This is a genomic window from Kushneria sp. Sum13 (assembly GCF_052692355.1).
Genome location: NZ_CP199847.1, coordinates 2582054 through 2608193, shown reverse-complemented (window position 1 = coordinate 2608193; position 26140 = coordinate 2582054). Strand labels below are relative to the sequence as shown.

Annotated in this window: 28 protein-coding genes and 1 tRNA gene; 17 read left to right on the top strand and 12 right to left on the bottom strand. The window is 60.2% G+C overall.

All coding sequences use genetic code 11. The features are described 5' to 3' along the window. Positions 1–44: 44 nt before the first annotated feature. The gene (uvrC, locus tag ACUN8C_RS12165; protein ID WP_445619462.1) at positions 45–1880 is read right to left on the bottom strand and encodes an excinuclease ABC subunit UvrC; all 1836 of its coding nucleotides are present in this window, start codon (positions 1878–1880) and stop codon (positions 45–47) included. 172 nt (positions 1881–2052) lie between these two features. Here uvrC and ACUN8C_RS12160 point away from each other — a divergent pair. Both ACUN8C_RS12160 and ACUN8C_RS12155 read left to right on the top strand, forming a co-directional pair. Beyond that, positions 2053–2128, top strand: a tRNA-Ala gene (locus ACUN8C_RS12160). Positions 2129–2596: 468 nt separating this feature from the next. Further along, complete coding sequence (locus tag ACUN8C_RS12155) at positions 2597–3040, top strand: CBS domain-containing protein (RefSeq protein ID WP_445619461.1); 444 nt, start codon at positions 2597–2599, stop codon at positions 3038–3040. Positions 3041–3154: 114 nt separating this feature from the next. Here ACUN8C_RS12155 and ACUN8C_RS12150 read toward each other — a convergent pair whose 3' ends face one another. From ACUN8C_RS12150 to ACUN8C_RS12140, 3 genes are all read right to left on the bottom strand, one after another. After that, positions 3155–3352: a putative motility protein gene (locus ACUN8C_RS12150; protein ID WP_243409175.1), complete on the bottom strand. Its 198-nt coding sequence runs from the start codon at positions 3350–3352 to the stop codon at positions 3155–3157. A 59-nt stretch (positions 3353–3411) separates the two neighbouring features. Next, positions 3412–3642 (bottom strand): hypothetical protein, encoded by a 231-nt coding sequence (locus ACUN8C_RS12145; protein WP_445619460.1) that lies wholly within the window; start codon positions 3640–3642, stop codon positions 3412–3414. Positions 3643–3749: 107 nt separating this feature from the next. Continuing rightward, the gene (locus ACUN8C_RS12140; protein WP_445619459.1) at positions 3750–3947 is read right to left on the bottom strand and encodes a hypothetical protein; all 198 of its coding nucleotides are present in this window, start codon (positions 3945–3947) and stop codon (positions 3750–3752) included. Positions 3948–4123: 176 nt separating this feature from the next. Here ACUN8C_RS12140 and ACUN8C_RS12135 point away from each other — a divergent pair, with 176 nt between their 5' ends. Next, positions 4124–4672, top strand: a complete 549-nt coding sequence (locus ACUN8C_RS12135; protein WP_445619458.1) for a hypothetical protein — start codon at positions 4124–4126, stop codon at positions 4670–4672. 195 nt (positions 4673–4867) lie between these two features. On the opposite strand, the gene argF is transcribed toward ACUN8C_RS12135, so the two are convergent. Then, positions 4868–5785, bottom strand: coding sequence for an ornithine carbamoyltransferase (argF, locus tag ACUN8C_RS12130; RefSeq protein WP_445619457.1), 918 nt, complete (start codon positions 5783–5785; stop codon positions 4868–4870). A gap of 396 nt (positions 5786–6181) precedes the next feature. Here argF and grxD point away from each other — a divergent pair, with 396 nt between their 5' ends. Next, positions 6182–6526: a Grx4 family monothiol glutaredoxin gene (grxD, locus tag ACUN8C_RS12125; RefSeq protein WP_445619456.1), complete on the top strand. Its 345-nt coding sequence runs from the start codon at positions 6182–6184 to the stop codon at positions 6524–6526. 124 nt (positions 6527–6650) lie between these two features. On the opposite strand, the gene rnt is transcribed toward grxD, so the two are convergent. Continuing rightward, positions 6651–7313, bottom strand: coding sequence for a ribonuclease T (gene rnt / locus ACUN8C_RS12120; RefSeq protein ID WP_445619455.1), 663 nt, complete (start codon positions 7311–7313; stop codon positions 6651–6653). Positions 7314–7568: 255 nt separating this feature from the next. Here rnt and ACUN8C_RS12115 point away from each other — a divergent pair, with 255 nt between their 5' ends. From ACUN8C_RS12115 to ACUN8C_RS12100, 4 genes are all read left to right on the top strand, one after another. Then, positions 7569–8789 carry an argininosuccinate synthase gene (locus tag ACUN8C_RS12115; protein ID WP_445619454.1) on the top strand — a complete coding sequence of 407 codons (1221 nt, stop codon included), beginning with the start codon at positions 7569–7571 and terminating at the stop codon, positions 8787–8789. A 111-nt stretch (positions 8790–8900) separates the two neighbouring features. Further along, positions 8901–9221: an HlyU family transcriptional regulator gene (locus ACUN8C_RS12110; RefSeq protein ID WP_445619453.1), complete on the top strand. Its 321-nt coding sequence runs from the start codon at positions 8901–8903 to the stop codon at positions 9219–9221. Between the two features lie 41 nt (positions 9222–9262). Beyond that, positions 9263–10990, top strand: coding sequence for a SulP family inorganic anion transporter (locus ACUN8C_RS12105; RefSeq protein WP_445619452.1), 1728 nt, complete (start codon positions 9263–9265; stop codon positions 10988–10990). Between the two features lie 121 nt (positions 10991–11111). Next, positions 11112–12173: a tRNA-queuosine alpha-mannosyltransferase domain-containing protein gene (locus ACUN8C_RS12100; RefSeq protein WP_445619451.1), complete on the top strand. Its 1062-nt coding sequence runs from the start codon at positions 11112–11114 to the stop codon at positions 12171–12173. Positions 12174–12181: 8 nt separating this feature from the next. Here ACUN8C_RS12100 and nth read toward each other — a convergent pair whose 3' ends face one another. From nth to metG, 4 genes are all read right to left on the bottom strand, one after another. Next, the gene (nth, locus tag ACUN8C_RS12095; RefSeq protein ID WP_445619450.1) at positions 12182–12820 is read right to left on the bottom strand and encodes an endonuclease III; all 639 of its coding nucleotides are present in this window, start codon (positions 12818–12820) and stop codon (positions 12182–12184) included. Positions 12821–12873: 53 nt separating this feature from the next. Beyond that, a complete protein-coding gene (locus ACUN8C_RS12090) occupies positions 12874–13905 on the bottom strand; it encodes an RnfABCDGE type electron transport complex subunit B (RefSeq protein ID WP_445619449.1) in 1032 nt (343 codons plus the stop codon). A gap of 108 nt (positions 13906–14013) precedes the next feature. Continuing rightward, positions 14014–15603 carry a sensor domain-containing diguanylate cyclase gene (locus ACUN8C_RS12085; RefSeq protein WP_445619448.1) on the bottom strand — a complete coding sequence of 530 codons (1590 nt, stop codon included), beginning with the start codon at positions 15601–15603 and terminating at the stop codon, positions 14014–14016. Between the two features lie 171 nt (positions 15604–15774). Further along, the gene (gene metG, locus ACUN8C_RS12080) at positions 15775–17859 is read right to left on the bottom strand and encodes a methionine--tRNA ligase (RefSeq protein WP_445619447.1); all 2085 of its coding nucleotides are present in this window, start codon (positions 17857–17859) and stop codon (positions 15775–15777) included. A 116-nt stretch (positions 17860–17975) separates the two neighbouring features. Between metG and ACUN8C_RS12075 the strand changes: the two genes are divergently transcribed. The 4 genes from ACUN8C_RS12075 (at position 17976) to ACUN8C_RS12060 (ending at position 19988) form a co-directional block, all read left to right on the top strand. Beyond that, the gene (locus ACUN8C_RS12075; protein ID WP_445619446.1) at positions 17976–18440 is read left to right on the top strand and encodes an ASCH domain-containing protein; all 465 of its coding nucleotides are present in this window, start codon (positions 17976–17978) and stop codon (positions 18438–18440) included. After that, positions 18437–18853 carry a DoxX family protein gene (locus tag ACUN8C_RS12070; RefSeq protein WP_445619445.1) on the top strand — a complete coding sequence of 139 codons (417 nt, stop codon included), beginning with the start codon at positions 18437–18439 and terminating at the stop codon, positions 18851–18853. The genes ACUN8C_RS12075 and ACUN8C_RS12070 overlap by 4 nt, the downstream gene beginning before the upstream one ends. A gap of 66 nt (positions 18854–18919) precedes the next feature. After that, a complete protein-coding gene (locus ACUN8C_RS12065; protein WP_445619444.1) occupies positions 18920–19267 on the top strand; it encodes a YkgJ family cysteine cluster protein in 348 nt (115 codons plus the stop codon). Positions 19268–19313: 46 nt separating this feature from the next. Next, the gene (locus ACUN8C_RS12060; protein ID WP_445619443.1) at positions 19314–19988 is read left to right on the top strand and encodes a spermine/spermidine synthase domain-containing protein; all 675 of its coding nucleotides are present in this window, start codon (positions 19314–19316) and stop codon (positions 19986–19988) included. A 387-nt stretch (positions 19989–20375) separates the two neighbouring features. Here ACUN8C_RS12060 and ACUN8C_RS12055 read toward each other — a convergent pair whose 3' ends face one another. Further along, a complete protein-coding gene (locus ACUN8C_RS12055) occupies positions 20376–21752 on the bottom strand; it encodes an NAD-dependent succinate-semialdehyde dehydrogenase (RefSeq protein ID WP_445619442.1) in 1377 nt (458 codons plus the stop codon). Between the two features lie 185 nt (positions 21753–21937). Between ACUN8C_RS12055 and ACUN8C_RS12050 the strand changes: the two genes are divergently transcribed. The 5 genes from ACUN8C_RS12050 (at position 21938) to dcd (ending at position 25676) form a co-directional block, all read left to right on the top strand. Then, positions 21938–22399 (top strand): tellurite resistance TerB family protein, encoded by a 462-nt coding sequence (locus tag ACUN8C_RS12050; protein WP_445619441.1) that lies wholly within the window; start codon positions 21938–21940, stop codon positions 22397–22399. A 54-nt stretch (positions 22400–22453) separates the two neighbouring features. Then, positions 22454–23422: an alpha/beta hydrolase gene (locus ACUN8C_RS12045; RefSeq protein WP_445619440.1), complete on the top strand. Its 969-nt coding sequence runs from the start codon at positions 22454–22456 to the stop codon at positions 23420–23422. 149 nt (positions 23423–23571) lie between these two features. Further along, complete coding sequence (gene arfB / locus ACUN8C_RS12040) at positions 23572–23982, top strand: alternative ribosome rescue aminoacyl-tRNA hydrolase ArfB (RefSeq protein ID WP_445619439.1); 411 nt, start codon at positions 23572–23574, stop codon at positions 23980–23982. A 151-nt stretch (positions 23983–24133) separates the two neighbouring features. Beyond that, positions 24134–24940, top strand: coding sequence for an iron-sulfur cluster carrier protein ApbC (gene apbC, locus ACUN8C_RS12035; protein ID WP_445619438.1), 807 nt, complete (start codon positions 24134–24136; stop codon positions 24938–24940). Between the two features lie 169 nt (positions 24941–25109). Beyond that, complete coding sequence (gene dcd, locus ACUN8C_RS12030; RefSeq protein WP_445619437.1) at positions 25110–25676, top strand: dCTP deaminase; 567 nt, start codon at positions 25110–25112, stop codon at positions 25674–25676. A 26-nt stretch (positions 25677–25702) separates the two neighbouring features. Here dcd and cadR read toward each other — a convergent pair whose 3' ends face one another. After that, positions 25703–26134 carry a Cd(II)/Pb(II)-responsive transcriptional regulator gene (gene cadR, locus ACUN8C_RS12025; RefSeq protein WP_445619436.1) on the bottom strand — a complete coding sequence of 144 codons (432 nt, stop codon included), beginning with the start codon at positions 26132–26134 and terminating at the stop codon, positions 25703–25705. Positions 26135–26140: the final 6 nt, after the last annotated feature.

Genomic DNA, 26140 nt, shown 5'->3' with positions numbered 1-26140 from the left:
AACGTACCTGCAAGAGTTCTGGATTCTAACGCCTGAACGCGCTGTCAGCCATGCAGTGCCTGATGAATCTGTGTAGCAAGTTGTGCATTGATGCCTGGAACACGGGCGAGATCGTCGCGGGAGGCGTTGCGGATGCCCTGCAGACCACCAAAATGGCGCAGCAGCTCCCGGCGTCTTTTTGGGCCGATGCCGGGAATCTCCTGAAGGGTAGACGAACGTCGCGCCTTGTCACGCTGTTGACGGTGCCCGGTAATGGCGAAGCGGTGCGCTTCATCGCGAATGTGCTGGATCAGATGCAGCGCGCCGGAGGAGCTTTCCAGCGTCATACTGCGCTCGACGGTATCGATAAACAGCGTCTCAAGGCCGGGTTTGCGGGTTGTCCCCTTGGCCACGCCCAGCAGCACGATGTCAAAAACGCCCTGTTCCTCGAACACCTCGCGCGCCATGTTGAGCTGTCCCTTGCCGCCATCCACGATCAGGATGTCGGGCCTTGCCACATCACCGCTTTGAATGCGCTTGTAGCGTCGCGTCAGGGCCTGACGCATGGCGGCGTAGTCATCGCCGGCCGCCACGCCCTCGATGTTGAAGCGGCGATAGTCCGACTTGACCGGGCCGCTTTGGTCGAACACCACGCAGGAGGCCACCGTGGCTTCGCCGCTGCTGTGGCTGATGTCAAAACACTCCATCCGTTGAGGCGTTTCTTCCAGATCCAGCGCCTGAGCCAGCGCCTTGAAACGTGCGTTGAGCTGCTGGCGGCTGGCCAGTTTGGTGGCCAGATGCTGGTCGGCATTGGTTTGCGCCAGCTCAAGCCATTGGGCACGGTGGCCGCGGACCTGATGAGCAATGCGTACCCGGCGCTCGGCGTGTTCGGAAAGGGCGTCCTGCAAAATCTCCCGGTCCTCAACGGCATGGGAGGTCAGTACCTCTGTCGGCATTTCATTGCTCTGGCCCAGATAGTACTGGCTGACAAAGCTGCTCAATAGTGCCTCGGAGCTTAGATCCAGCCCGTTGTCGGGCATGTGATGACGTGAGCCGAGCACCCGCCCCTGGCGGATGATCAGCACGCTGACGCACAGCCCGCCCGGGCGTTCGGCCAGTGCGAAGACATCGGCGTCACCACCGGCGGTGTCTACCGACTGCTGGCTCTGCAGACGGCGAAGCTGCTGGACCTGGTCGCGCAGAAAGGCGGCCTGCTCGAACTGAAGTGCCTTTGCCGCCGCTTCCATGTCGGTATAGAGCTTTTGGGTGACCTGATCACTCTTGCCTTCCATGCACATCAGCGCATGGTTGAGATCGCGCTGATAGTCTTCCTGAGTGATGTAGCCCACACAGGGCGCCGTGCAGCGGTCGATCTGATACTGCAGGCAGGGACGGCTGCGGTGGGCAAAGACCGAATCCTCACAGTTTCGTATGCGAAAGATCTTCTGCATCAGCGACAGACTCTCCCGCACGGCGCCGGAGCTGGTGAAGGGGCCAAAGTAGCGTCCGTCGCCGCGTTTTTGACGTACGCGGCGAAGCTCCAGTGAAGGGTAGGGGTGGCGGTCGCTGGCAAAGATGTACGGGTAGGATTTGTCATCGCGCAGCAGGATGTTATAGGGCGGACGTTGCTGTTTGATCAGCGTCTGCTCCAGCAGCAGCGCCTCGGTTTCGCTGCGGGTCACGGTCACCTGAATGTCCCGGATACGGCTGACCAGTGCCTGGGTCTTGGCATTGAGCCCCGTATTGCGGAAATAGCTCGACAGGCGCGCCTTGAGACGCTTGGCCTTGCCGACATAAAGGACATTCTCGTGCTCATCGAGCATGCGATAGACGCCCGGTGATTCGGTGACCGTTTTGAGAAACTGACGTGGATCGAACGCCGTGATCACCTCATCGTTCATGGTGGCCTCCGCAAGTGATAGTGCCTTCATTTTAACAGATATCCCTGAAAAGACCGTGGCTATCCGGCGGCGTGCCTGCGCGCTCATGGTGGCCACGGGACCCTGATGTTCACGGAAATATAAAAAGGGTGTTGACGCCAACGCTCAGGTGTCGTAAATTACGCACCGGTTCGGGGCCTTAGCTCAGCTGGGAGAGCGCAACACTGGCAGTGTTGAGGTCAGCGGTTCGATCCCGCTAGGCTCCACCAAAAACATGATCAAAAAAGCCGCTTACAGCCTCGCTGAAGCGGCTTTTTTGTGTCTGCTTTTTGACCTTTCCTGCCAATGTCCGACAGGAACAGATAGTGCCCGGCAGAAATAAATAGTGTCCGGCAGAAATGAATAAAAAGGCGCGCCTGTTCATCTCTCGGGCTTCTATCTGGCTCTTTTCCCCCGCCTTTATCCCTGCGTATCCGTCATATCCTCCCGGCGTCCTTGCACCAAACATCAGCAAAAACCATATTTTTATGCCTGAAATTTTGTCACGCCCCTTCGTGTTAACCGCGCGCTGCCGATAACAACTGTATAGGAGGTGCTCGTCATGACATGTGTCGCGCTGTAGCGCCTTCTGCGATAGCGCCCCGGCCAGGGGGGGCTGACGTCTGTCGGCGGTTCAATGGGGGGATTGCCTTTGCTTCCTTGTTCCCGGGCACACACCTGATGCAGGACAAATGAACATGACCAGTAGTGAACAGGCCACGGTTGCCAACATCATGAGCCGGGATGTCGTGACACTGCGTCTGGAACAGACGCTTCACGATGGCAACGAACTGATGCGGGAGAACCGCATACGCCATCTCCCGGTACTGGATGAGCAGGGGCATCTGGTGGGATTGCTTGATCAGAAGGTGGTCCTGAAGGAGGCGCTGCGCATTGCCGATAATTTCGGTTCAAAGCGCTTGAGTCATCATCTGAAGCGTATTTCACTGAACGATGTGATCTCGAGGGAAGTGCTGACGCTGTCCATCGATACGCCGCTTGTCGACGCCGGGCAAACGTTTCTGGCGCATCGTCAGGGTGCGCTGCCGGTTCTGGACGCCGAAGGCCACCTTGTCGGCATTCTGTCGTCAGTGGATTTCGTTCGTCTGGCGGTTGCGTTGCTGGAAACATCATCGAGCTGAGGCCAGCCTGACGGTCGTCATCAAGTGTTCAGAACCTGCAAAACATGAAAGGAAAGGCGCCTCCCTTGCAGGAGGCGCCTTTACGTGACGGCCCGGATACGGCCGCCGCTGCCATCAGGCCGTGGTGTTGATGCGTGTTCCCACCATGCCTTCGGTGGCAAGTTTTGGCATCGTGTCGACTGACGACATCAGCTGCGCCATCTGATCGGCCTGGCCGTCCAGTGACTTTTTCAGAACACTGGTCTGTATGTCACTGCTGAGCTGGTGCTGCTGCAGTGCCATTGAGGCATTGACCATGCTATTCACGCTCATGTCCATGGGCGTTCTCCTGCATCGAGTGGATCACCGCTGCACCTGCAGCGGGTGGCACCTCAGCCAATGATGGCTTCGGCGGCCTCGGGTGACAGCGTCTCAAGTACTACGCACTCTGCCGCCTCGGGCACAAGACCGGTAATTTTGACCCGGTAGTAATAATGGACATCGTTACCACTGTCCGTTTTTCCAGCCACGACACTCGACATCATGTGGCATTCATCGCCCGGATGAAGATCCGGTGGCATCAATTCGATGGGAATCCATGCCGTGGTTCCGGTTGCAAGCATAAATCGCTCCTGATCAGGCAGCACAGGCTACCCGTATGGCTCTCTTATCGGCATCGGGCGCCATCGCTTTAGTCCTGCTCGATTCACGGCATCAGCGAGAGATCAGCTCATGACACTGGCGGCTCGGAGGGCTGAACCGCGAGCACCTCACACAGGGCTTCCACGGGCCCGACTTCCCTGACCAGCAGCGCACAGGTCACGCGCTCTCCGGTATCGCGCGCCAGGCGTAAGTGAAACAGCGTGCCCACGTCGGCATTGTCAGGCAGCTCTTCGAGTGCCACGACCAGCTCATCGCCTGTGGTCATTTCGTCATCCCGTTATCGAAGGTGATTGGTCGAGGATCATCTTGCGAAGCGTTTAACTGTATTTATATACAGTTTTTAGCTTGCTCATGACCCTCTTTGGCGTAATAATTATCCATAAGGGATAATTGTTGTCCTGATGAGTTATCTTTTACCAACAGACTCACAAGGAGATGTTCATGTGGAACGTGCTCTGGGGGTTCTGCGGCAGAATCCCCGCCCGCGTATTGATTGCACTGGTTGCCATTGCGCTTTTGATCGGTGGTCTGTGGGGATTTACCCAGCGACTGGATCAGTGGCGACAGGCGCTTTCCAGCGCTCAGGAAGATGCCCGCAGTGCCCATGAGCTTGCCGAGCGCCAGCAACTGGTAGCGCGTGCCTGGCAGGCTCACGCCGAGCATCTGGCCAGGATCGGGGCCCGCCGCGAGCAGGAACTTGAGGCCAATCAGCGGGCGCTGGCCGGAAAACGACAACAGCTGGAGAGGATAATCAATGATGACCAGACATCAAAGAAATGGGCTGATCACGCTGTGCCTGACGGGATACATCAATGGCTGCGCCAGCTCGCCGGGGCCGATGACCCCGGTGATGGTGCCGCCACCGCCCATGCCCCGTTATCTGACACAGCCTCTGCCGGCGCCGGAGGGGATCGACAATATCCGTACCAATCAGGACCTGATTTCATTGCTGACGGACTACGAACAGCTTCGACGGCGCATGAACACTGATCGCGAGAGTGTTCAGAGACTATGGGAAGGCATGAAATTATCGATGACCAGCGACAGGGTCACAACCGACAGTGGCATAACAGACAGCACCATGACGGACAGTGCCATGACAGACAGGAATGGCGATGAGCAAAACGAACAATGAGTAGACCCACCTCGACGTCATCGCCCGGGCGATGACGTCGAATAAGGGTATCAGTCGATGCGCCCAACCATCAGAAACTCCAGCAGTGCCTTCTGGGCGTGAAGTCGATTTCCCGCTTCCTGCCAGACAAAGGCACGCGGGTCATCCAGAAGGGTCTCGCTGACCTCTTCGCCGCGATGGGCCGGCAGGCAGTGCAGGAACATGACGTCGTCATCAGCCGCGTCCAGCATGGCCTCATTGACCTGAAACCCCTTGAACGACGCCATGCGTGCGGCCTGTTCCTCTTCCTGGCCCATGGAAGCCCAGACATCGGTGGTGATCAGGTGGGCGCCTTCTACCGCGGCACGCGGGTCACGGTAGATCTCGACGCGTGAGCCGGCCGCTTCAAGAATGTCCTGATCGGGTTCGAACCCTTCGGGACAGGCAATGCGCAGATGAAAGTCGAACTGACGGGCGGCATTGATCCAGGAGTGGCACATGTTGTTGCCATCACCTACCCACACGGCGGTCTTGCCCTTCACGGGGCCTCTGCACTCCGTCCAGGTCTGCATGTCGGCCAGCAGCTGACAGGGGTGGTAATCATCGGACAGCGCGTTGATGACCGGAATGGAGCTGGCGTCAGCGAAGGACTCGATGCTTTCGTGCGAGAAGGTTCGAATCATGACCGCATCGACCATTTCGGACAGCACGCGAGCGGTATCGCCCACCGGCTCACCGCGACCCAGCTGGCTGTCGCGCGGTGATAAAAACAGCGCATGGCCGCCGAACTGCGTCATGCCGGTTTCAAAGGAGACGCGGGTACGGGTGGAGGACTTTTCGAAAATCATGGCCAGTGTTCGATTTTTCAATGGCGTGTAGACCGGACCGTTTTCGGCCAGTTCACGCTTGATGGTGATCGAACGATCGATGAGATAGGCCAGTTCCTGAGGTGAAAGATCCATCAGGGTAAGAAAGTGGCGAAGGGCCATGTCTCGATGCTCCTGTCTGTGCATAACGTTACGGTGATTGAAACGTTGCGAAGCGCCACGCCGGGCGTGACGCTCGAAAAGGGCTGCGCACTGCCATGAACTGTCCCCGTCTCCCCGGGTAACGGATCCTGCGCTGTGGAGGCCACATCCCTGTCGGAAAAACCAACGAAAAAGCGCCGCACGATAGTTGGCGGCGCTTTGAAATATTGCCATGGTTGATGACGGAATACGGGCGTCTGGGCCCGCCATCTACCCAGGTCATCCTAACCAGAGCCTTTGGGGTGCGCAACTTCATGTGAGGGGGATGCCTTGATCCGGGCTGATTTAGCCCCCATGTCGGCGTACACTGACGCCAGACATTCATGGGCGCTTGAAGCCCCCTCCTGGAGACCGGACATGAGCGAGACACTCGATACCATCAAGCAGCAGATCAGCGAAAACAGCATTCTGCTTTACATGAAGGGTTCACCGCAGATGCCGCAGTGCGGATTTTCCGCTCAGGCTGTACAGGCGCTGATGGGCTGTGGCGAACGCTTTGCCTTCGTCAACATCCTGGACAACCCGGACATCCGTGCCGAGCTGCCCAGGTATGCCAACTGGCCCACCTTCCCGCAGCTGTGGATCAACGGCGAGCTGGTTGGCGGTTGCGACATCATCGTTGAGATGTATCAAAACGGTGAGCTGGCACCAATGATCAAGGATGCCGTCGGCGCTGCACCGCAGGAAGGCGACAACGCCTGATCCTGTCTGTCGTGATGGGCTGTGCGATAGCGTTGGCCTGATAAGCGCTGCGCGATGAACGTCAAAAACCCGCCTCCATGGAGGCGGGTTTTTTAATGTCGGCGGTGCAGATTCGTTCGGAGAATCAGTCGCCGTCCATGCTTTGTTCGCGCAGCGCCAGATCCCAGCCGCCCAGATCCTTGAAGCGATTGACGATGGCACAGAAAAGTTCGGCCGTGCGCTCGGTGTCATAGCGCGCCGAGTGCGCTTCCTGACTGTCAAACGGAATGCCTGAGGCGCGACAGGCGCGAGCCAGCACGGTCTGCCCATAAACCAGCCCCGAGAGCGTTGCGGTGTCAAAGCTCGAAAAGGGGTGGAAAGGGTTGCGCTTGATGCCGGCACGCTCAACGGCGGCGTTGAGAAAGCCATGGTCAAAGGCGGCGTTATGACCGACCAGAATGGCGCGGTTGCACTGGTGAGACTTGAGCGCCTTGCGAATCGGGCGAAAAATCCCCTCGAGGGCTTCCTTTTCCTTGAGCGCTGCGTTCTGGCGCAGTGGGCTGTCGAGCCGGATGCCGGTAAAATCGAGCGCGGACTGCTCGACGTTGGCACCCTCGAACGGCTCGATATGAAACGAAAAGGTTTCATCGGGCATCAGTTGCCCCTGTTCGTCCATGGTCAGCGTGACGGCTGCGATCTCGAGCAGCGCGTCGGTGCGGGCATTGAAGCCGCCGGTTTCCAGATCGACCACCACGGGCAAAAAACCGCGAAAGCGACCGGACATGAGTTTCGGGACAATGTCGTTCATCCGCATGTTCTCCTGTCGCAGACAACAGAAGACGCCATGGGAATCGGGAGCATAGATAACCGGGCAGGGCCCGCAGATATGGTGACCGGCACAGGAAGCCTTCTGGTCGGAAGATGGATTCGGTTTGCAGGGTCGCAGTGTAGCATTGTGCTCACCACCAATCCCATCCATCGCACTCGACGCGGTATTCGCCGCGAGCCGGTGACGATATACTCACGATACACACTAAGCATGACTACGCCTTAAGGAGCCGGTATGTCCGATGTAAAAAAGGTTGTCCTGGCCTATTCCGGGGGGCTTGATACCTCCGTGATCGTCAAGTGGCTCAAGGAAACCTACGACTGTGAGGTCGTGACCTTCACGGCTGACCTGGGTCAGGGAGAAGAGGTTGAGCCTGCACGTGCCAAGGCACAGGCGCTGGGGGTGAAGGAAATTTACATCGAAGACCTGCGCGAAACCTTTGTGCGTGACTACGTCTTCCCGATGTTTCGTGCCAATACCATCTATGAAGGCGAATACCTTCTGGGCACCTCGATTGCGCGCCCGCTGATCGCCCGTCGCCTGATCGAGATTGCCAACGAGACCGGCGCCGATGCCATCTCCCATGGTGCGACCGGCAAGGGCAACGATCAGGTCCGTTTCGAGCTGGGCGCCTATGCGCTCAAGCCCAACGTCAAGGTCATCGCCCCGTGGCGTGAGTGGAATCTCAACTCGCGCGAAAAGCTGATGAACTACTGCGAAGAGCACAACATCCCGGTCGACTTCGCCAAGAACAAGAAGAAGTCTCCGTACTCGATGGACGCCAACCTGCTGCACATCTCCTATGAAGGCGGCGTGCTGGAAGACCCCTGGACCGAAGCCGAAGAAGAGATGTGGCGCTGGAGCGTCAGCCCCGAAGCAGCCCCCGACCAGGCCACCTATATCGACCTGACCTTTGAACGTGGCGACATCGTGGCCATTGATGGCCAGGCCATGAAGCCGCATGACGTGCTGTCGTATCTGAATAAAGTGGGCGGTGAAAACGGTGTTGGTCGTCTGGACATTGTTGAAAACCGCTATGTGGGCATGAAGTCCCGTGGCTGCTACGAAACGCCTGGCGGCACCATCATGCTGCGTGCTCACCGCGCGATCGAGTCGATCACGCTGGACCGTGAATCCGCGCACCTGAAAGACGAATTGATGCCCAAGTACGCCGAGCTGATCTATAACGGCTACTGGTGGAGCCCTGAGCGCAAGATGCTGCAGGCCGCGATCGATCAGTCCCAGGGCAGCGTCAACGGTGTGGTCCGCCTCAAGCTCTACAAGGGCAATGTCATCGTGGTCGGCCGTGAGTCGGAAGACTCGCTGTTTGACGCCTCGATTGCCACCTTTGAAGACGATGCCGGCGCCTACGACCAGAAGGATGCCGAGGGCTTTATCAAGCTCAACGCACTGCGTCTGCGTATCGCGGCGAAAAAGGGTCGTCTCGACGACTAAACGACAGAGGCTGCATCAAGAAGGGGCCGCTTTTCAGCGGCCCCTTTTGTGTCAGACTGACAGGGATCGTGCGCGGGCGGCGCACCGAACCACCATCATCAGGAGTGGGTCATGCTGAAAAGACTGTTCGATGCGCTGAAAGGCGCTGGCAGCGCCACGACCGCTGACGAGCCACGCCGTGAGGTGGCCGATACCGTCGAATACAAGGGCTGTGAGATCGTGATTACCCCGGCACCCGCTGGCGGGCAGTATCGCGTCAGCGGCCTGATCCGCAGGGCTTGCGACAACGACGAGTCCCTGGAGCTGCGCTTTGAGCGCTCTGATGTTCTGCCCGATCGCGACAGCTGTATCGACATGACCCGTACCAAGGCCGAGCGCTATATCGACGAGCAGGGCGACCGGCTCTTTGAGGACACGCATCGCCCGGTCTGAGCGCAGGACCACGCCAGTATCGTGATTTAAGGGGAGCAGTGATGAGCATGTCCGATACCGGAAGTCCCGTACTGCTGCCGGCCATCACGCGCTGGCGACAGCTCTCGACCGGAGATCGCTTCAGCGATCTGATTGCCGGGTTGATCACCGCAGCGCTGCTGGTGCCGCAGGGCATGGCCTATGCCACGCTTGCCGGGCTGCCGGCGCAGGCAGGGCTTTATACGGCGCTGGCACCGCTGGTGCTGTATGCGCTTTTTGGCACCAGCCGCGTGATCGCGATGGGCCCCATGGCACTCACCTCCCTGCTGGTCGGGGAGACACTGCACAATGCCAATATACCGTTATCATTCTACGCCGGACATGCCGCACTGCTTGCGGCACTGGTGGGGGTCTGGCTGCTGTTGATTCATGCCTGCCGTCTGGGGCGACTGATTGATTTTGTCAGCCCCAGCGTCATGCAGGGCTTCACCACGGCTTCAGCGCTGATGATTGTGCTCTCTCAGGCCAGTGACTTGATCGGGGTCAGTGGGCCCGCCGGCAATGCCATTGAACGTCTGCTGGCACTTGCCCGCTCGCTGGGCGAGATCACGCCGGGGGCGGCGCTTTTTGGCGGCAGCGCCATGGTGCTGCTGCTTGCCATGCGTCGAGGGCTGTCGCCTCTTTTAAAGCGTCTGGGCCTGCCAGATGCCGCGGCCACGGTGCTGGGCAAGACCGGCCCGCTGATCGTCTTGATTCTGGCGCTTTTGCTGGTGCCACTGTGGCCCCGGGCGCTGGCGCAGGTCGGGCAGATCCCGGCCGGGCTGCCGCTGCCGGCACTGCCGACGCTGTCGTTTGGTGCGATGGATGCGTTGTGGCTGCCGGCGCTCGGGATTGCGCTGATCAACTATGTCAGTGCTATTTCGGTGGCCCAGACGCTGGCCGCCAAACACCGCGAGCGGCTCTATCCGCAGCGTGAACTCTGGGTGCTGGGCGCCGCCAACCTGCTGGCAGCCCTGACGCGCGGCTTCCCGGTCACCAGCGGGTTGGGGCGGGCGGTGGTCAATGACCAGGCCGGTTCAAAAACACCGCTGTCATCGCTGTTTGCCGCGCTGGCACTCATGGTGGTCCTGCTGTTTGCCACGTCGCTGTTTGCTCCGCTGCCGCAGGCCGTGCTGGCCGCCATCGTGATTCAGGCCGCCATTCCGCTGGTCGATCCGAGCCCGCTGTGGCGTGCCTGGCGCTATTCCCGCGCCGATGGTCTGGCCTGGCTGGCCGCCTTTGCCGGCGTGCTGCTACTGGGGGTCATGCAGGGGCTTTTAGCCGGCGTGGGCATCGCGCTGGCACTGCTGCTGGCACGCTCAAGCCGGCCACACATTGCCGAGATCGGCCAGCTGCCCGACGGTGGCTTTCGCAACTGTGAACGCTTTGACGTCGAGCGTCTGCCGCATCTGATGATGGTGCGACCGGATGCCAACCTGCACTTTGCCAACATGGGCGCGCTGGAACGCTGGATCAACGAGCATCTTTTCGAGCGAACGCAGGTCACTGACATGGTGCTGGTGCTCAGCAGCGTGACCCATATCGACGGCGCGGCGCTGCACGCGCTGGAAACGCTCGATGAGCGCCTGGCGGCACAGGGAATCGCCCTGCATCTGGCCGAGCTGCGCGGCCCGGTGCGTGACCAGCTGCGTCACACGGCCTTTATGAGTGACCATCACCCGCGGGTCTTTTTTACCTGCGCCGCGGCCTGGCAGGCGCTGTCGGATGACGGCATCGAATTCAATATCTAGGCCATGTCGGGTCAGCGCCCCCCACATGGCGAGCGACCCTCTACAATGGGCCTTTTGATTTCAAGACCCCTCTGACTTTAGAGCCCTTCGTCATGCCTGTTTTACTGCCGGTGCGTCTGTCATGAAAGCACTGTTACTCTCGGCCTATGCTGCCGACAGCCATCGCTACTGGGCGCGCGGTCTGATAGCGCATCTCGATGCCATTGACTGGACCCTGCTCGAGCTGGCGCCGCGTCACTTTCAGTGGCGTGTGCGCGGCAACCCTCTGAGCTTCATGAGCGAGCATGATGCGACACTCTCGCAGTCCTTTGATCTGATCGTGGCCACCTCACTGGTGGATCTGGCCACGCTGATCGGGCTCTATCCGCATCTGGGGCGGGCCTTTCGCGTGGTCTATTTTCATGAAAATCAGTTCGCCTATCCGCTGGGAGAGCAGCAAACACGGCGGCTCGAGCCCCTGATGGTCAATCTGTACAGCGCGTTGGCCGCGGATCGGGTGCTGTTCAACAGTCAGTGGAATCGGGACAGCTTTTTTAACGGCGTTGATGCCTTTTTAAAAAAGATGCCCGAGCGGGTCGCCCCTTTGCGACTTGAAGCCTTGAAGACGCACTCGGAGATTTTACCGGTACCGCTGTGGCCGCTCGAAAAGACGCCATCGTTTGATCGCAAGACGCCGGCCCGCATTGTCTGGAACCACCGCTGGGAGTACGACAAGAATCCGGAAGATTTCTTCGCAGCGCTTGAGACGCTCTCCGATTCAGGCATCGAGTTCGAGCTAGTGGTAATGGGGCAGGTCTTTCGACATCGTCCCGAGGTGTTCGACCAGGCCCGGTCGCGTCTGGCGCGGCACATTACCTGCTGGGGGCATCAGACGCGCGAGCGCTATCTCGAAGAGCTGGGAAAGGGCGGTATCGTGGTGTCCACCGCCTGGCATGAGTTTCAGGGTCTGGCCGTGATGGAGGCCGTACAGCATGGCTGTATACCACTGGTGCCGGAGCGGCTGTGCTTTCCGGAGTACTACGCCAGCGCGTATCGATATGATGGCAGCCGGGAGGCGCTGGTTGAGCGCCTGGCGCAGTGGCTGACCTCACCGGAGGCGCATCCGGCACCGCCGGAGATCAGTGCCTGGACATGGCCGCAGATGAGCAGGCGTTATCAGTCGCGGCTACAGCGCCCGGTCTGACGCAAAGACTACGTCAGCTCGACCTTGTCCTTGTATTCGCACAGATCCTCGATTACGCAGCTGCCACAGCGCGGTTTGCGCGCCACACAGGTATAGCGCCCGTGCAGGATCAGCCAGTGATGGGCGTCACGCTTGTAGTCGCGCGGCACCACCTTCAAAAGCTTCTGTTCGACCTGATCGACATTCTTGCCCGGGGCCAGATTTGTTCGATTGGAGACGCGAAAGATATGGGTGTCCACCGCAATGGTGGGCTCGCCAAAGGCCGTGTTGAGAATCACATTGGCGGTCTTGCGCCCTACGCCCGGCAGCGCTTCAAGCCCTTCGCGGGTGCGGGGCACTTCTCCTGCGTGATCCCGCTGCAAAAGCTCGCACATGGCCACCAGATTTTTGGCCTTGTTGTTATAAAGCCCCAGCGTTTTGATGTATCCCTTCACGCCGTCCAGACCCAGATTCACGATAGCCTCAGGGGTGTTGGCGACGGGAAAGAGCCGCGCCGTGGCCTTGTTGACGCCCACATCGGTGGACTGGGCGGACAGCGCCACGGCCACCAGCAGCTCAAAGGGGGAGGACCAGGCAAGCTCGGTGGTGGGCTCGGGATTGGCCTCTTGAAGACGGCGAAAGATTTCGCGGCGTTTTTCGTTGTTCATCAGGACTGCTTATCAAAACGGTCGACAGGTGAAAAAGGGATGCGATGGCGCCGTCAGTGGCGCTCGGCGTTGTCCAGTGCCTGACAGGCGTCCTGCCAGGTCTTCTCGGCGCGCTGGATCAGGGCCTGTGCGGCCTCGATATCCTCCGGGCCGCCCTGGCGTCTGGCATGTGCCAGCTGACGGTTGGCAAGCGCCAGTCGCTGCTTGGCCGCCGAGCGGGCGATGCGCAGCGAATTGAGCGTGCCGGATGGTACAGCATCATGTGCACCGGTCGGTGCCGCAGGGGCTTCGCCCTGCGTTTGAAGATCTGCCAGCTGCTGACGGGCGTGCTTGAGAGCGGCCTGGGTATCAACGTCATCAGGGGCCGCGGTCAGGCGCTTTTCCAGCCGTCGAACGGTGGCGCTCAGGGCGGCCTTGCGGGCACGCGTATTGCCAGCGGGTGCCGGGGTCGAGGGGCCACTTGTGCTCGTCACAGGCTTGGGCCGGTCTACCGGTTCGTTCTGATCCAACGGTTTGGCAGGTGTCTGGCGAGCCTGCATGCGCGCGCGTCGACGGGCGTCCTTCTCCTGACGCTGGCGTTCCATACGAGCGTTGCGATTTTCAAAGCGGCGGCGGCCCAGCTCGGCGCGGCGCGAAAGCCAGGTCTTCTGCTCGAGCTCCTCACGGGCGGCCTGCCAGCCGGGATGCGGCACAATATCGATGCAGTCTACCGGGCAGGGCGCCACGCACAGTTCACAGCCGGTGCACTCGGCTTCAATGACGGTATGCATCTGTTTGGCCGCGCCCAGGATGGCATCTACCGGACAGGCCTTGATGCACTTGGTGCAGCCGATGCACTCGGCTTCACGAATCACGGCAGCCTTTGGCGATTCGGCGTCCACTTCCAGTGGCACGACGGGACGGTCCAGCAATGCTGCGAGCTGAACGACCGTCTCGTCACCGCCCGGCGGGCAGCGATTGATGGCTTCACCGGCCACGATGGCTTGGGCGTAGGGGCGACAGCCGGGGTGGCCGCACTTGCCACACTGGGTCTGAGGCAGCAGGCGGTCGATATCGGTGACGGTAATACTGGCAGATGCGCTCATGCAGGTTGTCGGCAGGCCCGGGCGTTGTGATCAGGGAAAGTGGCGCGATTATACGCGCAATGCCCCGGCGCTTCGAACCCGGCGCCGAACCGCATCGACATGAGCCCTTCAAGTGGTGCTCTCCGGGTAATGCGGGTCCTTGATGCGCACGCCCACCTGGTTGCGTCCGGCCTGTTTGGCGCGATAGAGGCTTTCATCGGCCAGACGCATCAGCTCGGGCGGCTGACAGGGCGCTTCCGGCAGACTGATGGCCATGCCGGCACTGATCGTGACGTGGGTGGCTATCGGAGAATATTCATGCTGCAGTGCCAGACCTGACACGGCAAGGCGCAGCTGCTCGGCCACGCGCCAGGTGCGCTTTCGTGTCACATTGGGCAGCACGACGATGAATTCCTCGCCGCCGACACGCGCCACGATGCCCTGATCATCCACGATACGATCCAGGGTGCGGGCGACCCGCGTTAAACAGTGATCGCCCTCCGGATGGCCGTAGTGGTCGTTGTAGGTCTTGAAATAGTCGATATCGATAATGATCAGCCCGACCGCGGTGTGGTCGTGATGAGCCTGCGTCAGTGATTGCACCAGATATTCATCGAGATAGCGCCGGTTGAGCAGGCCGGTGAGATGATCGCGCTGGCTGAGCTGTTCCAATGAGTTGGTACGCTGTTTTTGATGCATCAAAAGGTGCTGAAATTCGCGTGCCAGGCTGCCGAGTTCGTCGCGGCGCGCCACAAGGCTGATCGGCAGGATCTCAAAGAAATCATCTTCCCGGCGCTGTTCCCGGGTAAACCGGGCAAGGCGCCGGGTAGGGGCCAGAACGATAAACTCAAGAAGTCCCAGAATGACGATGACCACGGCGAACAGTACGCCGATGGTCCAGAGCATGGCGAAATTGAATGAGGCGGCATTGGCCATGAAGTCCCGCCGCGCCAGTATGGCCTGCAGGGAAAGGACGTCGTCGCCGGGCTCGGCATCCAACCATCGAGTCGCCAGCAGCTGATCGTCACTGAGACGAATAATGGGGGGCGGTCTGGCCATCAAATCCGGATGCAGGATCGGTTCGATGGAGATGTCGACACCGGTCTGATAGCGGATGGACTCAAACCAGGCGCGATCCATGCTGCGCACGATCGCCAGCCAGCCCAGAGGTGGCGCCTTGTCCCGTTCGGTCGGAACAATGGGGCTGGTAGCAATCATGGTCGGGGCCGGCACGCTCAGAAGCCATTTGCCCAGCTCAGGTTCCTGTTGGCGCACGTGATCCTGTATCACGGAGAAAATGGGAGACATCCAGCGACAGCTGCTGGTCGCAGAGGGGCAGGTGCTGTATTCCTCCGTGGTGGGGTTGTAGCCGGCCATCCAGACCGGTGTGCCGTCCATGCGCATGAAGACCATCATTAGATGGTCCATGTCTTCAAACATTTCCCGACTGAAGTTCTTGTCTGCGAATTCCGGTATGTCGCCCTGCATGAATGCATAGGCATCATCCCAGCTGGCCCAGTCGCGAGCCTCCGCGCCCAGCTTGTTCAGATCGCTTTGCCAGGCACTTTCTACCCGCCCCATTTCCATGGCCGCATAGTCATCTTCACGCGAGAGCAGTTTGGGATACACCAGAAAGTGCGCAATGCACCACAGCGCCAGCAGGGCGATGCACGCGACCAGCACAAGAGACAATAAAAAACGAAACCGTAATGAATGCATGCCGTCGGGTATCCATGGCCACCTGACATCACCCGGGAATTTGGAGGGGCACGTTTGTCAGCGTACGGATATATCGGCGTGCGGCGCGATTTATGAAGGTTGGGCGTATGAGGACTGGCACAAAAACGCCAGTCTCCAGGGAGACTGGCGTTCGACGTAACAGGATGGAGATCAGCTCACGCGGCTTCCCGGCTTTGCGCCACTGTCGGGCGCGAGGAGATAGATGCCGTCGTTATCGCCTGCGGCAAGTACCATGCCTTCTGACAGGCCAAAGCGCATCTTGCGTGGCGCAAGATTGGCAATCATCACGGTCAGCCGACCCGTCAGCGCCTCGGGCGCATACTGGGCACGAATGCCGGAAAAGACCGTCCGGGTTTCACTGCCGATATCGAGTGTCAGCTTCAAAAGCTTTTTGGCCCCTTCCACGTATTCGGCCTGTGTGATGCGAGCGATGCGCAGATCGACTTTCGCGAAATCATCGATGGTGATTTCCGGGGCAATGGGTTCGAGATCAGCGGCCGGCGTCTCACTGGCGCCTTCGCCCGGCGTGCTGGTCGCCTCACCCTGAGCGGCCTTCGCATCGTCCTTGAGTTTTTTCTCGACCGCGAGATCCTCCTTTGAGGCCTCGATCATCTGATCGATTTTGTCGCTCTCGACGCGCGTCATCAACGGCTTGAACTTCTCGATCGCATGATCGGTCAGCACCGTGGTGCGGCTGGCCCAGTTCAGCGTTTCAAGATTGAGGAAGCTGCGCGCGCCTTCGGCAAGCGTCGGCACGATGGGGGCGAGATAGACCACCAGCTGGCGGAAGAGGTTGATGCCCACCGAGCAGATATCCAGCACTTCCTGCTCGCGGCCTTCCTCCTTTGCCAGCGCCCAGGGCGCCTTCTCGGCAATATAGCCGTTGGCATCATCGGCGAGCGCCATGATGCGACGCACCGCGCGGGCAAATTCACGGGCTTCGAAATCAGCCGCGATCGCCTCGCCTTCATCAATAAAGCGCTGCACCAGCTCGGGCTCGGCGCAGGTGGCGGACAGGCGCCCACCGGATTTTTTCACAAAGCCCGCACAGCGGCTGGCGATGTTGACCACCTTGCCGACCAGGTCCGAATTGACGCGGGCAGCGAAGTCCTCGAGGTTCAAGTCGAGATCATCGACACCAGCGGTCAGCTTGGCGGCGAAGTAATAGCGCAGGTATTCGGGATTCAGGAACTGCTCATAGGTCTCGGCCTTGATGAAGGTGCCGCGGGATTTCGACATCTTCGCGCCGTTGACGGTCACGAAACCGTGGCAGTTGACCCCGGTGGGCGTGCGAAGGTTGGCGCCTTCCAGCATCGCCGGCCAGAACAGGGCATGGAAATAGACAATGTCCTTGCCGATGAAGTGATACAGCTCGGCATCACTGTCCTTTTTCCAGTAATGGTCAAAGTCGAGGCCTTCACGCTCGCAGAGCTGCTGAAAGCTCGCCATGTAACCGATCGGCGCATCCACCCACACGTAAAAATACTTGCCCGGCGCATCGGGAATCTCGAAGCCGAAGTAGGGCGCGTCGCGGGAGATGTCCCAGTCGTTGAGGCCGGCTTCGAACCACTCCTGCAGCTTGTTGGAAATCTGCGGCTGCAGACGCTCCGAGCGCGTCCACTCCTTCAGAAACGGCTCGAACTTGGGCAGCTCGAAGAAGTAGTGGGTCGAGCTCTTGACTACCGGCGTGGCGCCGGAGACCGCCGAGACCGGGTTGAGCAGTTCGGCCGGGGTGTAGGTGGCGCCGCACGCCTCGCAGTTGTCGCCATACTGATCATCAGTGTGGCACTTGGGGCAGGTGCCCTTGACGAAACGGTCGGCCAGAAACATGCCGCGCTCGGGGTCATACATTTGCTCGACGTCACGGGTGGCGATGAAGCCGCCGTCACGCAAGGCGCGATAGATGCGCTCGCTGTGGACGCGGTTCTCTTCCGAGTGGGTCGAGTAGTAGTTGTCAAAGGCCACGCCAAAGCGGGCGAAATCGGCCTGGTGCTCGGCGTTGACCCGGTCGATCAGCTGCTGGGAGGTAATGCCTTCCTGCTCGGCGCGCAGCATGATGGCGGTGCCGTGGGCATCATCGGCGCAGACATAGTGACACTCGTGACCGCGGCTTTTCTGAAAGCGCACCCAGATATCGGTCTGAATGTATTCCAGCAGATGGCCCAGATGGATGGAGCCGTTGGCGTAGGGCAGGGCACTGGTGACCAGAATCTGGCGCTTGGCGTTGTTCGACATGGTGGCTGGAAGATTCCCGTGACGAACCCGCGGGCGCCGGTATCGACTGCGCCCAGGGGTGGATAGACTGTAAACTTGACCGGCGATTGTAGCATCGATCATCGGAGGCGTTGAGCGTGACACCTGCCCAGTGGCGGTTTTTCCAGCGTTACTGTGATATTTCCGAAGCCAATGCGCCTGCCCGACAATGTCGAGTGATCGCAGAAGCCTTCGGCGATACCCCCGAGCTGATCGATGAGTGCGCCCGACTGATCAACGCCGGGATCAAGCGTGCCAGTTGCGGTTTGAAGGCGTCGTATTCGGCTGCCAATGAGCCCCTGCCGACGGTTGGTCAACTGACCGTCGTGCTGGATAGCCTTGACGCGCCGGTATGTATCGTCACGCTGACCTCTGCCACGATCTGTCGATTCGATGAGGTGACGCCGGCCTTCGCTGCCCTGGAGGGCGAGGGAGATGGCAGCTACGGCTGGTGGCATCGTGAGCATGTCCGTTTTTTTCAGCACGAGGCGGCCAGACTGGGCGTCGAGTTTACCGAGAGCTGCGAGCTGGTGCTCGAGCGTTTCGAAAAGGTATTTCCATGACGCATGATCCGTTTCCCTCTGTCACCCGCCGTCAGCACTTTGGCCTTGCCATTGTCTTTAGCTGGTTTTGTCTCGGCGGCATCGCGCACTTTGTCTGGCCGGCGGCGTTTGCCTCAATCATCCCGCCCTCGCTGCCCTTTAAAATGCCGGCGGTCTTTATTACCGGGGCGTTCGAGCTGCTGGGCGCCATCGGTATCCTGCTGCCACGCTATCGCCGCGCTGCCGGCATCGGGTTAATCGCGCTGACGCTGTGTGTGACGCCGGCCAATGTCTATATGTGGTGGCACGCCGAGAAATTTCCGCAGGTGCCCGAGATGGCGCTGCTGGTACGCCTGCCGCTACAGGTTCTGTTGATTGTCTGCATTCTCTGGAGCACGCAGCTGCTCGGACACTGCCGCCGCGTAGTGTCGTAAATGCAGGCGTTGTCACGCCGCCGATGTGTACAATGGCCGGCCAATTCTGACGGATGGCTGTGCGTCATGTCCGGTGACCTTCACCTTGAAAACATTGAGACGCCTGAAGGCGTCAGCTGCTTCAACTGCGAGGCATGCTGCTGTCGGCTGCTGGTGATGCTCGATGACGACGATCTGGTCCGCGGCGTGCCTCACGGGCTGCTCGAGGAAGATGAATGGGGCGGTGTGGTGATGCGCCAGGATGAAGAGGGCTGGTGTGCGGCAGTCGACCGCGACACCATGCTGTGCAGTATTCATCCCCGACGTCCGCAGGTCTGTCGTGACTTCGAGGAAGGCAGTTATCAGTGCCGTGAGGAGCGAGCGCTCTACGGTCTGGTCGACGCGCCCTTGTCAACGGATGCCGGCGCCCTGTAAGGGGGATCGTCAGGCTTCGTTTTCTTCTTTTTTTGACAGGTATTTCATGGCCAAGCTTTGTGAGATTGATACCGCGGATATCCCCGGCGGGCGCGGTCAGCTGCGGCTTTTACAGCGCAACGATGAGTTTTCCATCCGCATTGCCGGCAAACCCGGTGAGCTGATGAATACCCGACTGCATGGCTCCGAGGATGCCTTGGCGGAGCTTGCCTGTGCGCGGGTACGCGAAAATCCGAACGTGCGGGTGCTGGTGGGCGGGCTGGGCATGGGCTTTACCCTGGCCGCGGCACTTACAGCGCTCGGCGCTGAAGCCGAGGTCGTGGTGGCCGAGCTGGTGCCCGGTGTGGTCGAGTGGAATCGCGGTCCGCTGGGCGCCGCGGCCGGCTATCCGATTCGTGACCCACGCTGTGAGATCATCGTTGATGATGTCATGGCCGTCATTGAGCGCAGCGAGGCGGGCTTTGATGCCATCATGCTGGATGTCGACAACGGCCCCGAGGGGCTGACCCAGCGTGACAATGATCGCCTTTACAGTGCGCGCGGGCTTGAAAGCATTCAGCGGGCGCTGCGGCCTGACGGCGTGCTGGCGGTCTGGTCAGCAGGATTGGACCCCGGGTTCAGCGAGCGGCTCAAGCGTGCCGGGCTGTGTGTCGAGGAGCATATGGTGCGTGCGCATCGCCCCGGCAAGGGCGCGCGCCATACCATCTGGATGGCATGGTAGCCCGTGGCAGGGTGATGAAACGGTCGTGTTTCGTCGGGGATGACGTCATTCATCCTCAAGGACCTGGCTCACTGTCACGCTCTGAACTAATCTGATGCCAACGCAGGAACGCGTTAACGGTCGGCCCCGATCCAGGGTGGCTCGCATTCATAACGAAGCAAGGGGCAATACATGCGCAATATCATTTATATCATCGGTCTGGTCGTCGTGGTGCTTTTCATTCTGTCCTTTCTGGGCCTGCGTTAAACGCTCGGTGAAGGACCCTTGCAGGCAATCGTGCTGCAAAAAAATGCCCCGGGGGCGTCACCCCCGGGGCATTCGTTTGTCTGGCTGATACCTGAGTCAGGTATTACGTGCACCCGTCATGACGGATACACGCTATCGGCATTACTGTCCGATCATCAGTGACTTGGTGTTGACGAACTCGAGCATGCCGTAGCCGCCATGTTCACGACCGTAGCCGCTCTCCTTCACGCCGCCAAAGGGCAGGTTGGGCTGGGCGATGTAATAGCCGTTGACGCAGACCATGCCGGTATCGAAATGATCGCGGGCCAGACGTACAGCGCGCTCTTCATCTCTGGAGAAGATGCCGCCGCCCAAGCCATAGACCGAGTCGTTGGCAATGCGCAGGGCGTCTTCCTCGTCGCGGGCACGGATCAATGACGCGACCGGACCGAACAGCTCACCGTCGTAGGCCTGCATGCCCGGAGTGACGTTTTCCAGCACTGTGGCCGGGTAGAAGAAACCGTCAACGTCAGGAATCTCACCGCCGGTCAGACAAACAGCACCTTTTTCCACGGACTCCTTCACCTGCTCATGAAGCTGGTCGCGCAGGTCCTTGCGGGCCAGCGGGCCCAGCTGGGTGTTTTCGTCGGTCGGGTCGCCGAAGGCCACCTGCTTCATTTTTTCAACGAAGGCATCGCGGAACTGCTCGTACACGGCGTCCACTACCACGAAGCGCTTGGCGGCAACACAGGTCTGGCCGTTGTTCGTGATGCGTCCGGTGACACAGGTTTCCACCGCCTTGTCGATGTCGGCATCCTCGAGCACCAGATACGCATCGTTGCTGCCCAGCTCCAGCACGGTCTTCTTGAGCTGTTCGCTGGCGGCGGCGGCAACCTTGCGGCCGGTGGCGGCACTGCCGGTAAAGGTCACACCGCGCACGAGTTTATGCTCGGTGACCTGGCTTGCCTGCTCATCGCGAATGTAGAGCACGGTGAACACGTTGTCGGGCATGCCGGCTTCACGGAAGATCTCTTCCAGCGCCTCGGCGCAGCCCCAGACATTGGGCGCGTGCTTGAGCAGCACGGTGTTGCCGGCCATCAGGTTGGCAATCGTGTAGCGAATGACCTGGTAGAAGGGGAAGTTCCACGGCTGAATGCCGAAGATGATGCCGATCGGCTGATGGGTCACCAGGGCGCGGCCGCCGGGCAGATCACGGGCTTCTTCGGCCAGCACGCTTGCGGCGTTGTCGGCGCTGTAGTCGCAGATGCTCTTGCACAGGTCAACTTCGGGCGGTGCCTGGCTGATCGGCTTGCCCATCTCCTGAGTCATGAGACTCGACAGGCGATCCTTGTGCTTGACCAGCAGTTCACCGACCCGACGGACCAGCTTGCCGCGCTCTTCAAGAGATCGCTGCTTCCAGTCGAGAAAGGCCTGATGCGTCTGCTCGATCTTTTGCTGCAGTTGTTCATCGGAGATGGTCTCGAATTCCCGGATCGTCTGGCCGGTGGCCGGATTCACGGTTTTAATGGTGTTCGACACGTTAACCTCCTTTGGTATGACGGAACGACCCCGAGTGTAGTGCGTCGAATACGCCAATGCCGCAGTGATTACTGTCTGTGTCTTGCCTGATCCTCCAGCCTTGATCGAGGCGGCACGCGCGCCTGTATCTTTTGTATTGCCCTGTGGCATAACGATGAGTGCCCATCCCTACCGGAGACAACAGCATGCTGGATACCATCAATGAGTTCTTCGAGCGCTTGAGCGCTCGCTCGCCGAGTGACCGGGACCACGAGATGACGCTGGAGCTGGCCGTGGCGGCTCTGATGTGTGAGGTCATGCGCGCTGATGGCGAGATGAAGGCGGCCGAGCAGCAGACGCTGCGCGAGATGCTGAAACGCCGGTTCGATCTTGAAGAGAGTGCGGTGGAGGTGCTGGTCGACATGGCGCATCAGCAGGTCGAGGATTCGGTCGATCACTATCAGTTCGTGCGTCTGATCAGGGAAGAATATGACTATCCGCAGCGGGTCGCCCTGATTGGACGGCTCTGGCGTGTGGCCTACGCCGATGGAGTGCTGGATCCGCTGGAAGAGGCGCGCGTGCGCAAGCTGGCCGAGCTTTTGTACGTCGAGCATGCCGATTTCATCATGCAAAAGCTCGAGGTGCAGGAGTCCCTGGGGCTGGCGTAGTATTCTTTCGGCTGCAGTATCGTCTTTTTTGCCCATCCGCCCTCAGGACTTCGCGTGTCGTCAATTTTATCCTTTCGTTTGAGCGTAGTGGTCTGTCTGAACCTGCTGGCAGCAGGATTTGCGCTGCCGGCGGTGGCCACGGACGATGTCCCCGATACCCGACAGCTCCCGCCACAGGCCTACAACGGTTATCTGGAACAGCTGACGGTGCCGCTTTGGGAAGGACCGGTGCCGGATGCGCGTGGCGAGGGCTTTCATGACCAGCCGGCCCTGACGATCTATCCGCCGGGGCAGCAGCCCAACGGCACCGCGGTCATTATTGCCCCGGGCGGCGCCTATCAGGTGCTTTCCGACAATATCGAAGGGCGTCAGGTGGCCAACTGGTTCAATACCCGGGGCGTGGTGGCCTTTGTGCTCAAGTATCGGCTGGGGCCGGATTATCCGATGCCGGTACCGCTGGAGGATGCCCAGCGTGCGGTACGCTGGGTGCGGGCCCATGCCAGGGAGTTCCAGATCGATCCCGACCGGGTCGGCATGGTCGGGTTTTCCGCCGGCGGGCATCTGGCCGCGCTGGCGGGCACACGCTTTGATCAGGGCGATGCGAGCGCCGAGGACCCGGTTTCGCGTCAGCGCAGTCAGCCCGATTTTCTGGTGCTGGGCTACCCGGCGCTGGTGATGTTCAGTGACCCGACCAGCCGGATCGATTATTGCCGCCTGATGGGGCTGGACCAGTGTGATCAGACCTGGCGGGATCGCTATCGCCCCGAGCGACAGGTGACCGAAAAAACGCCGCCGACCTTTATTTATCAAACCACCAACGATGAGCTGGTGCCGCCACAGGGCAGCATCGATTTCTACACGGCGCTGGCCCATGCCCATGTGCCGGTGGAGATGCATCTTTTCGGCAACGGGCCACATGGCTCCGGGCTGGGCATGGGCGATGCTGCCCTTGATGGCTGGACCACGCTGCTGGATCACTGGCTGCGCGCTCGCGGGCTGTATCAGCCCGCGAAAACGTCATGAGGCGGATAAGGGCATAAACGCCCGGAAAGGCCACGGCGCCTGTGCCACCTTCGACGCCAGGCCGCGAGCGTCGCCGGAACATCCCGCCAATGCGGCGGCTCATCCAGCAGGGCGCCTGTTGCGCCGACACGATTTGGAAAACACAACACATGCAGATAGCACGTCACATCACTATCGACGACAGCGAGTATGAGCTGCGCGCCATTCGCTCGCAGGGTGCCGGCGGTCAGAACGTCAACAAGGTGGCCTCGGCCATTCATCTGCGCATGGACATACAAAACAGCAGCCTTGCGCAGGAGTACAAGGACCGGCTGCTGGGGCTCAATGATCACCGCATTACCGCCAGCGGCCTGATCATCATCAAGGCGCAGTCCCATCGCACCCAGGAGCTCAATCGCCAGGAAGCCATCATGCGTCTTCGAGCGCTGATCAAATCAGTGGTCTACACCGCCAAACCGCGCAAGGCGACCAAACCCACGCTTGGGTCCAAAAAGCGTCGGCTGGAGGGCAAGAAACAGCGCGGCCAGAAGAAGAGCCTGCGTGGACGCGTGGATCACTGAGACGAAAGATGAAGACCGGATGGGGTGAGGGATGTTCATATCCGAGTGTTTCACCTGGGATTGTCAGCGGGTGAGGGTTTATACTGTCGCTCGATCATGACATCGCAGCCGTGGCAGGCGGTGTCGGCAGGGAATTGACAGGAGACAGGCAGTGCTCGAAACAGTCAAACATGTAGTAGCCGTTGCCTCCGGCAAGGGCGGTGTGGGCAAGTCCACCGTGACCGTCAACCTGGCGCTGGCCATGGCCGCGCAGGGCCATCGCGTCGGCCTTCTGGACGCCGATATCTATGGCCCCAGCCAGGCGCAGATGCTGGGCATCAAGCCGGGCACTCGCCCGACCATGGTCGATGACAAGACCATGAAGCCGATTGAGGCGCACGGGCTGAAAATGATGTCGATGGCGGTGCTGGTCGATACCGAGACCGCCATGGTCTGGCGTGGACCAATGGTGGCCGGCGCCTTTCAGCAGCTTCTGACCCAGACCGGCTGGGGTGAGCTTGATTATCTCTTTATCGACATGCCGCCGGGCACCGGCGACATTCAGCTGACGCTGTCGCAGCAGGTGCCAGTGTCGGGCTCGGTGATCGTGACCACGCCGCAGGACATTGCGCTGCTAGATGCGCGCAAGGGCATCGAGATGTTTCGCAAGGTCAATGTGCCGGTGCTGGGCGTGGTCGAGAACATGAGCACCCACGTGTGCTCAAACTGTGGCCATGAAGAGGCGGTCTTCGGCGAGGGTGGCGGCGCGCGCATTGCGGCGCAATACGACACTGAAGTGCTGGGGCGTCTGCCGCTGACCATGAGCATTCGCGAGCAGGTTGATGGCGGTCGTCCGACCGTGGTCGCCGACCCCGAAAGCGATGCGGCCCGCGCCTTCATGGCGATCAGTGCGCGTATCGATGAGCAGCTGGGCGGTAAAACCCGCGAAAGCGGCCCGTCGATCAGCTTCGGCGACTGATCACGTGCTCGTCTCGCCCGGACCGGCCGGAGCCCGAGAAAGGCTTTAGTCGTTCCGGGCGTACCGGTATCATGCCCGGCTTTTGGATACGGTTGCCGGACACTCTGGTCCTTCGGCGCCGTATCGACTCTCTCTATTTTATTTCAGGCATTGCGACAGGACACCCCTCGTGAGCATCAAGGCAGACAAATGGATTCGCCGCATGGCGCAGGAACACGGCATGATCGAGCCGTTCGAGTACGATCAGGTCCGCCATACCGGTGATCAGCGCGTCATCTCCTACGGTACGTCAAGCTACGGCTACGACGTGCGCTGCTCCGATGAATTCAAGGTCTTCACCAATATTCACTCCGCGACCGTCGATCCCAAGTACTTTGACGAAAAGAGCTTTGTGGATGTAAAGGGTGATGCCTGCGTGATTCCGCCCAACTCCTTTGCCCTGGCGCGCACGGTGGAATATTTCCGCATTCCGCGTAACGTGCTGACGATCTGTCTGGGCAAGTCGACCTACGCGCGCTGCGGCATCATCGTCAACGTCACGCCGCTGGAGCCGGAGTGGGAAGGGCACGTAACGCTTGAGTTCTCCAATACCACCAACCTGCCGGCGCGGATCTACGCCAACGAAGGCGTGGCGCAGATGCTCTTTTTCGAGTCCGATGAAGTGTGCGATATCTCCTACAAGGACCGCGGTGGCAAGTACATGGGCCAGCGTGGCGTGACCCTTCCGCGGACCTGAGTTTCAGCACAGGCTCTGCTGCCCGGCTAGCCCAGATGCGTGGCGTTGCCGGGCTCTTCTTCCCATGACATCTCTTCCAGACCGTGCACGATGCCGCAATCATTCACGGGACTGGCCTGCCCGCACTTGTCCCGCAGACTCGTGAGCTGACCGTGCAGCTGACCAAGTTCTTTGAGACGCACTTCAACGTGATGGATGTGTTCATCAAGTAGCGCATCGATGGCCTGACAGTTGCCCCTGGGTTCATCCACCAGCGCCAGCAGGGCGTGAATCTCGGCATGGCTCATGGCCAGCGCCCGACAGTTGCGGATAAAGCTCAGCCGCTTGAGATGCGTCGGGCCGTAGTGACGATAGTTGCTTTCACTGCGATGCGGGGCGGGCAGCAGCCCCTCGCGCTCGTAAAAGCGAATGGTCTGACTGCTGCAGCCGGTTTCCCTGGCCAGCTCTCCAATCTTCATGAACGC